Origin of the sequence: Candidatus Desulfofervidus auxilii (assembly GCA_030262725.1) — a bacterium.
Classification (GTDB): domain Bacteria; phylum Desulfobacterota; class Desulfofervidia; order Desulfofervidales; family Desulfofervidaceae; genus JAJSZS01.
Genome location: JAJSZS010000036.1, coordinates 1 through 9,313, shown reverse-complemented (window position 1 = coordinate 9,313; position 9,313 = coordinate 1). Strand labels below are relative to the sequence as shown.

Here is a 9,313-nt window from a genome sequence, read left to right as displayed (position 1 = left end):
CTTGTAATAGAGTTGTTGAAACAGGTGTTGAGAAAGTTTATTTAACGGATCTGGTGCTTTCTGAGATTCAGTAAAGCCTATAATTATGTTTCAGGAAGTAAATACACAAAGTTCTAAAGGTTTGCTTTTAGAAGCACTTGGTTTATGAGAGAAGAAGGAGGATTTTAATAAACTGAGTATGGTAAGAAGGGAAGTTTAATTTTTTAAGATAAAATTCTCAATCTTCTTTAAAATTTCATTTTTATACCTTAATAAAATCTCCTTGCCTTCTTTTCTAACTTCAACACAATTTCTTTCAAAGCCACAATGAGCAAAAAAGTTACGGGGTTGAATATCTTTGGATTCTCCAGAGACAAATTCCTGAAGAGGTTTCCAATCTGACTGAAATTTTTCTTTTATATCTGCTTTTTCAAAATTATTAGAAATTTCATGTCCGAAATAAGTCCTGTTTTGAAGAAGATTAAAATATTTGTATATTGTATTTTCTTCATCTCTAAATTTTTTATTAAGCTCTGATATAGAAACCTCAGACTTTTTCTTAATATCATAAGATTTAAGAACTTTTACAATACCATGATATATAGCAAGCATAAGAAAAGCTTTACGAAAAGAATCAAAATTAATATCTGGGGTTTTTTGATAACTTTGAAAAAATTTAGAATTTATAAAATTGACAAGATATTTAATAGCACCAATTATCTCTTCTTCTTGGTGATATTCCCAAGTATACAGAACAAGAGGTGTGTTATTTTTTATAGCAGAGTAGAAAAAATAACCTTTTGAAAATAAATTATTAAGTTGCTTTTTAATAGAACTATCTTCTATTTTAAGTCTTTTTATAAAAGAAGAAAAAGCACTTTCAAAAGCAAATTGTTCAGGTCTTTCTGGATAGGCAAAAAAGACTTTTACATCTAAAGGGAATCCATCGTGAATTTTGAATATTCTCTCGTATGGAGGTAAAATTGGATCAGAAAAGATTATATAAACTTTAAGCTGATTTTCTTGAGGTAAGAAGTTTTGAAGTTTATAAAAAGTTAAGAATAATCTTCCTGCTTCAATAAGAGCTGAAACATAGATATTGTGCCCGCTTGAAATATCAAGATAAAGCTCAGTAAAAGGTGTTTTGACGTAGGAATCAATCATATCTATAAAGATTTCAAGAATAAGTTCTTTTAAAGTAGCAGAAAAATTTATTCCCTCATATTCCCCTATGCTATGAATGACGATAAAGTTGTTAACTTCTTTTGAATAAGGATGTTTTTTGAAGTATGGATAGGGATTGGCAAGATATTTTTCTTTCTCAAAAGGTTTATTTAAAATGCTTTGAATAATATTTTTTAAATTTTCAGGAATTTTTTGTTTAGTAAGAAGAGAGTTATTTAGGTAAAGACTTACGGGGTAGATAAGAGTAATTTGAGTTTCTTCTTCATGTTTTTTAAAATACTCCCGCAGGGCAAAGGAACTTAATTGAACAGAATATTGTTCGTCTTTATATTTGAAATTTATTGATTGGAAAGCATTTACATCAAACCGTCCTATTTGATAAACCTTTTTCATTAGAAACTTCTTTCCTTAAAAAATTAAAAATTTGTATTTTCCTAAGCCAAAAGAGGTGTTTTTGCCGCAATGGAAAATTTCTCCTGCTTTGATTAAATCATAAAAAGGAGACAAATTGCCTTCAAAAACAATTTGTCCGATTAACCCGCCCAGAATCATGCGGCGGTTTTGTCTGTAAGAATAACGCTCCCAGTCAAACCATTTAAGATCGGATTGAAGAGTTTTTATATTTTCTGAAAGATTAATTAATTCTTTTGCAGGTATTGGTGGCATATCTTCTGAAACATGAAAGTAATATAAAATAGAAATTCTTCTTAATAATGCACGGATAATGTGATGAAATTCAAGTGTTTTAACCAGCTTTTTTTGATACACTAACCGTAAAGGTGTTATAAACTCAAAAGTAATTTTAGAGAGTTTATTGTTATTTGACTCTTGAGTTGAAAGATCAAAGGTTATTGATTGATTTAAAATGCCTGTAGAAAAATAATCGGTAATAACAAAACCTTCTGTTCCCCTTTCCTATCCCGTGTTCACCAGCTAAACGCATGGCTAAGATAAAATGCGGCTCATAAGCTACAGCTTTCCCAATAAGAATTATTTTTAAAGAAAATGTCTCTCCTCTCTTATACAAAGTTTTCTTTTCTTCAGGAGGCTCGATTACAAAAGGATGAGGGATTGAAGGATATTTATGGAGATTAAATGGAGCAGTTTTTTTAGGATCAGGGATGGTCTCAAAAATGTAGGCATAATAACATTTTAAATAAATAGGACATTGACGACAATCTTGATAGGTTTTTAATACACACAAAGCATTTTTTAAAGTCCTGCCTAAAACCCCACGAAAAGAAGAACCTTTAAATAAAGGAAGATAAAGTTCGTCTTCGGGCTCACAGGTAAGTCTTAAGATTTTATAAGGAATTTTTAGGAAGCTCATACAATCTTTTCAAAATAAAGAATAGCCCATCCAAAAGGCATAGCATTTGATATATTATTTTTATTTTCACTTGCAAGCCAGATAGTTGTAGAGAATTCTTTATATTCCTTTCTATTACCGCTTTTTTTGATCAAAATTTTCCTTATACCATCTAAAGTCATAGCTTCTGCACCTGAATGTTTGCCAATCTTGATTAAAATAGCTTTTTTTTCTTTAAAGGCATTTTGATGCGATTTGGTTAATGGAATTATTTTAAAATTTAAATTTTTACACAGAGTATACTCTTGTTTTAAAATAGATAAAAAATGTTTATGTGTACTATTTAAAAGCTCTTCAAACTTTATTTTTTCTTTGATTTGAAGTTTGTCATTATTAGATTTATAATCTATAACTAAATTTCCTTCAAAATGAGCTCCTGAAGGTATTATCTCTAATGGAAGAGTAAGTACCCTTTTTGTTTCCCCCTTTTCTTTGCTAACATTCACTTGATATAAAATCTTAGTAGAAATAGAATTTACTGGAATTAAATCTGAAATCTTTACTGATTTAAAAGGATCATTTGCTGGATTAGTATAAGAGAGTAATTTTTTTTCCAAGTCATTAAATAATGTTTTTATTTCTTTTGAAGGAGTTTTAATATTAACTTTGTCTATTTTTGATTTTAATTCTTTTATCTTTGGAGCATCACTATGTTCTCTTAACAATTTTTCTAAATATCCTGTTCTTAAAGCACCCTTTAGTGAGCTTCCAGGGATAATAGGTTGATCTATATAAGGGTTAAAATAAGTTCTTGGAATTTCAAAAGCATTAAAATTTTGTATAATATCGCGTTCACTATCTAATCTTAAAACTTCTTCATATCTTTTAGCAAGCTCATTAGGTATAGAATATTTTTTTATATTACGAAGACTTTTTATTTTATCCTTTATATGATAAGCATAAAACTTATATAAATCAACTAATGATGAAATTTTTCTTTTATCCGCAATCCTTTCAAGTTCGTTTTTTTCAGAAGGGGATAATTCTTCTAATAGATCAAAAAGAGAAAATGTTATTAAAACCCGCTCCTTGCTATCTATTAAAAATTCAACAGGTTTGAAAAATTCATCACATCCGACATGGATTGGGCTTAATACTTCAATATTTATTTTGTATCTTTCCATAATCTACCTCCACAGGTATAACCAAAGCATACCCTTGAGTAATGGCATTTTTTTCTATGGAAGATACGTTATAAATAGCCTTCCCTATATAAATTTTTTGTTCAAATTTTTCAGGAACAAACACAGCTCCTTCATCTGCTAAAAGAATTGGTGCTTTAAACGGATTTTTAGACAAACTTAATATATCTCCATGTCGTCCAAATCGGATAAAAGGTTCATAAAATATTTTTAAATATTTCACATTTTCTTCAGGAAGAGCTGGAGATAAGGTATAGTAAGCATTGACTGTATTACTACAATTCTTATAAAAATCTATTTCTTCATAACTTATAACTTCAAACTTTCCCCATCCAGCAGTGGCATCTTTTCCAAAACCAAAACTTCCCACACGTCTTAAGGCTTCAATAGCTCTATCTATCGAAATATCTTCTCTAATACCAATAAATACAGCAAGGTCAGTCATATACCATGTTTTAGTTACCACAAAAGGAGCAAAGCCTCCTCTGCTTGTTGTTCCTAAAAATCTATTGATAGTACACCTAACTTGTTCGTCATTGAATATAAAAGAATCTTCTTTCGGAAAACTAAAATAATTTATCTTTTGCAAAGGTGGTAAGGGATTTTGAAAAACAAAATATTCTCTATTTTTCAATTCTTTTCTTCTTTCAATCAACTCATCTTCAGGAAGGTCAAAAAGAAATTGTAATGGTAGAGAAGGTCTTTTTAAATATATTTTCCTATCTTTATAAGAAAAAGCTGAAGAAACTATACAAAAAGGATTGGTTGAGTAATCACTAAGTAGTGTATTTAAATCTTTACCAAACAATTCTTTATCATAGTAAATTTGCCAACATATATGCCCAAAAAGAGTATCACCTTTTATAGGAGTCCCAAAACCTGTTAGAGGTTTTAAAATAACTTGGTAAATTTTCAAAATAAAACCTCCTTATTAATTATTAATAATTATTCAAAAAGTTGTATATTTTCAAATTTCTCCGTAAATTGTTTGTTCTCAAATTCAAATTTAATCCTTCCATAACCTCTTGACCCACAACCACCAAGATAATCAAGTTCAAGAAGTTTCATTCCAGTAAGTAAAACATCAAGAAGTTGTTCATCTTCAGATTGATAAATTTTTAAAGTAACTTGAAACTTAAATTCTGCTCCAGCTGGAACTCTCTCAATGAAACGAGGGTGCTCGGCAGTTCCGGTTATTCTGTTTATGCGGTTTTCAGCTTTTATCTCAGTAAAAGGCAAATTCTCCTCTTTTAATTTTTTTGTATAATCTTCATCAAGAAAACAATCGGCAAATGCAACTCTTGTAGGACCTATTATTTTTAAAACATCTTCCCCTGCCCCTGATAAACCGAAGAGTTTAAGTATTATTTCAGCTTTTTCTTTTACCTCTTTAGGTATTTTATTGTTGGTTAAGATTTTATGTGAAGTGATTCCACCATTATTTTCTGAATAAACAGGAAGACCATAAAGATACTCAAGTAAACTTCTTATTTTCCCTTTTAAACTTGAGCCTGGAATGTAAGGTTCATTAGTATAAGGATGTTTAACCACTAAATTATCAACTCCTCCGATATGCATTTCAGTATTACCTGAGCCTATATGTAAACCAGTTAAAAGTTTAATTTTCCCCTTAATTTGATAAATCTTTTGAAGTTTAAGTTGTGTCACCATAACTTTACCCTCCTCTAATTTTGCTTATAATTTTAATCATCTTTACGATGATAACGATAATATCCCATGAAAGCTTCAAAAAAATTTTTAAAAACTTCAAAATCATCCCATGTTTCAACCTGATTAAGACAACTTTCAACCATAGTCCGAAATTCATCAGTTATGTGCTTCCTTCCTAAGGAATAGTAAAGTTTAGCTCGCATTAATTTAATATAGGGTAAAAATTGCTGAAATTTATCTTTTTCTCCCTTTAATCGGTCATAAAAAAATAAAACTTCATCATAAAATTTGCGTAATTGAGACCTTTTATTTTTCTTTTTATCCTTACTGCTTATAATTTCTGAATACTTAAACGCTATTTCGGAAAAAAGAGTCGTATTTACTAATTTTTTCTCTTTATCTGACCAAAATTTAATTTCAGGTAATCGTAAAGTTTGTTGTGGACTTCCTTGTTGAACTTTATAATTCATGACCAACCCTCCTTGTAGAATATAGTATTTGCCAGAGAGGCAATCTAAAAGCTTCTCTGTAGTTTTCTAAAGCTTCTTTTATTCTTATTAAAAATTTCTCCATCTCACGTGATCTTTCTTCTTTTTTTAATAATCTTTTTTTATCAAAATTTCTGACAGTAAAATAATAGAACAAACTTGGCCATATAAGGCTTTTGAGCTCTTTAGCTAAATAAGCTAAAGAGACCTCAATTTGTTTTCCTTCTTTTGCTTCATTCATCATTTTTTTAGCTTTACTGACCATCTCGATAATTTCATTCAATTTATATAAATAAGTTCGACTTAAAATTTCTTTTTCGTAAAGATTTTCAAGATATGTTTTTAGGTTTTCTAATTCCGGAATATCTGTCCACATTATATCTTTTTTAAAAATGTATAATCTATTTTTACCCATATTTTTAGCAAATTTAAGAGCTCTTTCAGATCTTTTAGCAAGTTCTGTAATAGGTAAATTTGGTTTAGTTAAAACATATCCAGCAGAAAGAGTAAATGCTGGATTTTCACAAACATATTTTCTAAAAAGTTCGTTTACTTTTAAAGCAAATTTATAGCACTCATACCATGGTCCTATTATAAATAGGTCATCTCCTCCACAAAAAACATTATAAATATTTTTAAAGTCTTTCTGACAAAGATAAGGTAAATAATAAGCAAAAAAGAAATTAAGCATACGTGATAAAGATAAATAACGAGAAAATGTGCGTTTAGTTTCACGAAATCCGCGGTAAAAGATAATTCCAAGATTATCAACATCTGCTTTAAGTACACCCAAAGCATCTATACCATAAAATCTTCCGTCTTTTTTCTTTAAAGATAAACGAGAAAGTTCTTCAAAGGTTAAGATTTCTTTTGATGAAGAGTCTCGTGGAATATAAGCATTGATAAATTTTTTGGGATATAAAGTTATACAATTAGTTTCTATTTCGTCTTTTTGGAAAGACAAGTCCCAAACATGGAGAAGATTTAAATTTCTAAGTTTTTCCTCACAAAGTTTAAGATCATTTTTAAACTCTATATAAAAAAAGTCTAAAATAGGAACAGAAGAAATAGTATTTTCTGTTTTATGAGAATAAACTAAAAGATATCTATTTTTAACTAATTTTTCGCCAAATTTTATTTGGTCATTACAAATAAGACAAACTGCAATTTTTTCCTCCTGACCTTTTCTAATAAAAATTTCTTCTTTTACAGCAGGTCTTTTCCCACAAAGTTTACATACTCCATATTCTGAAAATTTATCAAAATAATCTTTTTTAACCCCACCATATCTGGTGAGATCAAACTTTTCATATTTCCTCTCTTCTGATCTTCTACCTAAAAGTTTCATAAGTTTATTATATCCTTCAGAATACAATAAATCAGAAGGTTTAGCTTCAACAAATACTAAACCTATAGATGTCTCCCCGTAATAATGTTCATAAAGCCAGTCGTTTATTTTTTGTTCTATATTCTTTAGTTTTACTTTTACTTCTTCAAAGTTAGGAGCTAAAATTAAAAATTTACCAGCTGCTGATGAAAGGAGAGACACAAAAGGTAATTCTAACTTCTTTAGAATATATTCTGCTACTAATTCTGTATAAAGAGAAACCATAAAAGAACGACCTCGTAGAAGTTTAGCAGCCCATCTTCTTGTTTCCCCTCCGGAAGAGAAGATAAATTTTTGTATCCCATAAAAATTGCCTTCTATAAATAAAAATTTTCTAAGGTTTCTATTTTTAATCTGATTTTCATTTAAAGAATTCGTTTTTTTATGATATAAATAGAGAGTTGAAGCAAGGCTTGCAGTAAAGTAAGAGTGATCATAAAGTGAGATATCACTTGGAATTTTCTCAAAAGTAGAAGTGGAGGAAAGTCCCACAGTTGCTGAGGGAATAAATAGGAAATGTTCTAACATCAAAGCAGTTAAGCTTTCTAACCAAAGATCTACTCTTTCTTTTTTAAAAGGAAGTCTTTTAAATCCCTCTTCAAAACTATTAATTATTTCTTGATATAGCTTTTGAGAGGCAAGCTCCGTTGTTCTTTCTTGAGCAAAAATATTTTCAGGGCTTAGTTTGGCAATTTTATACGCAAAATGATAATTTTCTAATTTGTCTTCTTTCCATCTATTGTCAAATCTTATATCTTCAAAAAGACTAAGAAGAGGAATATCAGTTGAAGTTTCACCTTTTTTAAGAATAACTTTTTCTTCAAACTCTCGCCTTTCATAAGCACTACTCAACTTATCTGCTTCACAAATAATCAACTGCCAAGGAGAATTTGGCTTGTGATGCGAGGCTGCAAGATTGATAAGCGAATAATCTGCACTTTCACTTTGTAAAAAATACTCAGGTATAAATTTTCGAAAATCTTCAATAAATTTTGCAGTATAAAGCACATGAGTATGTGTGTAGTGTCCTTTAAAAAATGGTTGATAAAGATCTCGATTTTCTTTAACAAAATTAGATGGTAAATCTTTTTGAGCTCTTAAATAAACTTTTCCTATATCATGTAATAATGAAGCTAAAATTATTTTATATAAAATTTTATCCTCCATAAGATTATCTCTTTTTTATTTGCTTCTAATATTTATATAAATCCGGCTTTTTTCTAAAATCTGACATCTCCTTCTCTAATTTTTCTAAGATCTGATAAATTTATGACTTTTAAATAATTACCTTCTGCCTTTTGATAATTATAGATTGCCCCCTCTGAATAATGCCCAAAAATAACCCCAAGCATAAAAGCTATAGCAACAGGACTGGAAAAGAAAAAGTGAAAACTTTTAAAAGAATACTTGCTCCTTATATCCTGAATAATACTTCCTGCTTCCTGTGAGACTTTTTTAAATTTCTCTAAAGGAACATTGCCACTTGAACTATGAGATAAAATTAAAAAAGATGGATTATTTAAAAAACTCTCTGCATATTTTTTTACATCTGCAAGCATTTCATGATGAGCAAATCTAAAAAGAATGCATAAATCATCCCCCTTCTTTTCCAAAGTATATTTAACTGCAGTATAAGAGTCAAGCCTTTCTTTTATTTCTCTTGGATTTAATACTTCTACAGGATAATATTTTCCTTTAGGATAATGATAAATTATAAATGGATCCTGACTTCCAAAAACTATTCCAAGAGCAAAAGCTAAACTTGCAGGACCCCTTATACCAATATGAAAAATTTTTTCTCCAGAAAGACGGATCTTAACAGATTCCTTTGTTTGATAAAAATTATAACAAGCTTTTATAAAATCTTCACTTGTTTTAAGTTGTCCTGTTGATAAACACAGGTCTTCTTTTTTAATTCCATAAAAAATATCTAATCCATCAAAATATGATATTTCTTCTGATGTTTTTTCTTCTGGAATATCTTTAAGAAAATTTTGAAGTTCTTTTTTATCTTCGCAAGTTATATAAAAGGGAATAGACCACTTCTTTTTTTCTAAAAAAGCTTTAATAGTATTAATGTGCCCAACTTGAG

The 9,313-nt window shown here is 29.2% G+C and carries 9 protein-coding genes; all 9 read right to left on the bottom strand.

The window, feature by feature from the left end; translation table 11 throughout:
• Window positions 1-195: 195 nt before the first annotated feature.
• Window positions 196-1,557, bottom strand: coding sequence for a CRISPR-associated CARF protein Csx1 (gene csx1 / locus LWW95_10930; protein ID MDL1957536.1), 1,362 nt, complete (start codon window positions 1,555-1,557; stop codon window positions 196-198).
• A 15-nt stretch (window positions 1,558-1,572) separates the two neighbouring features.
• Window positions 1,573-1,932 (bottom strand): CRISPR system precrRNA processing endoribonuclease RAMP protein Cas6, encoded by a 360-nt coding sequence (gene cas6, locus LWW95_10925; GenBank protein ID MDL1957535.1) that lies wholly within the window; start codon window positions 1,930-1,932, stop codon window positions 1,573-1,575.
• A 73-nt stretch (window positions 1,933-2,005) separates the two neighbouring features.
• Entirely contained in the window at window positions 2,006-2,494 is a 489-nt protein-coding gene (locus LWW95_10920; GenBank protein MDL1957534.1) for a hypothetical protein, read from the bottom strand.
• Window positions 2,491-3,657, bottom strand: a complete 1,167-nt coding sequence (gene csm5 / locus LWW95_10915) for a type III-A CRISPR-associated RAMP protein Csm5 (protein MDL1957533.1) — start codon at window positions 3,655-3,657, stop codon at window positions 2,491-2,493. The genes LWW95_10920 and csm5 overlap by 4 nt, the downstream gene beginning before the upstream one ends.
• Complete coding sequence (locus tag LWW95_10910) at window positions 3,632-4,591, bottom strand: hypothetical protein (GenBank protein ID MDL1957532.1); 960 nt, start codon at window positions 4,589-4,591, stop codon at window positions 3,632-3,634. The genes csm5 and LWW95_10910 overlap by 26 nt, the downstream gene beginning before the upstream one ends.
• A gap of 29 nt (window positions 4,592-4,620) precedes the next feature.
• Window positions 4,621-5,346: a type III-A CRISPR-associated RAMP protein Csm3 gene (csm3, locus tag LWW95_10905; GenBank protein ID MDL1957531.1), complete on the bottom strand. Its 726-nt coding sequence runs from the start codon at window positions 5,344-5,346 to the stop codon at window positions 4,621-4,623.
• Between the two features lie 32 nt (window positions 5,347-5,378).
• Entirely contained in the window at window positions 5,379-5,816 is a 438-nt protein-coding gene (csm2, locus tag LWW95_10900) for a type III-A CRISPR-associated protein Csm2 (GenBank protein ID MDL1957530.1), read from the bottom strand.
• Complete coding sequence (gene cas10 / locus LWW95_10895) at window positions 5,806-8,388, bottom strand: type III-A CRISPR-associated protein Cas10/Csm1 (protein ID MDL1957529.1); 2,583 nt, start codon at window positions 8,386-8,388, stop codon at window positions 5,806-5,808. Before cas10 ends, csm2 begins: the two co-directional genes overlap by 11 nt.
• Before the next feature lie 53 nt (window positions 8,389-8,441).
• A partial coding sequence (locus LWW95_10890; GenBank protein ID MDL1957528.1) for an SAVED domain-containing protein occupies window positions 8,442-9,313 on the bottom strand: 872 nt, incomplete at its 5' end.

What these genes read in the sequence shown, in the direction of transcription:
- csx1 (MDL1957536.1), bottom strand. Translation starts at nt 1,557, where the DNA reads ATGAAAAAGGTTTATCAAATAGGACGGTTTGATGTAAATGCTTTCCAA.
- LWW95_10920 (MDL1957534.1), bottom strand. Translation starts at nt 2,494, where the DNA reads ATGAGCTTCCTAAAAATTCCTTATAAAATCTTAAGACTTACCTGTGAG.
- csm5 (MDL1957533.1), bottom strand. Translation starts at nt 3,657, where the DNA reads ATGGAAAGATACAAAATAAATATTGAAGTATTAAGCCCAATCCATGTC.
- csm3 (MDL1957531.1), bottom strand. Translation starts at nt 5,346, where the DNA reads ATGGTGACACAACTTAAACTTCAAAAGATTTATCAAATTAAGGGGAAA.
- csm2 (MDL1957530.1), bottom strand. Translation starts at nt 5,816, where the DNA reads ATGAATTATAAAGTTCAACAAGGAAGTCCACAACAAACTTTACGATTA.
- cas10 (MDL1957529.1), bottom strand. Translation starts at nt 8,388, where the DNA reads ATGGAGGATAAAATTTTATATAAAATAATTTTAGCTTCATTATTACAT.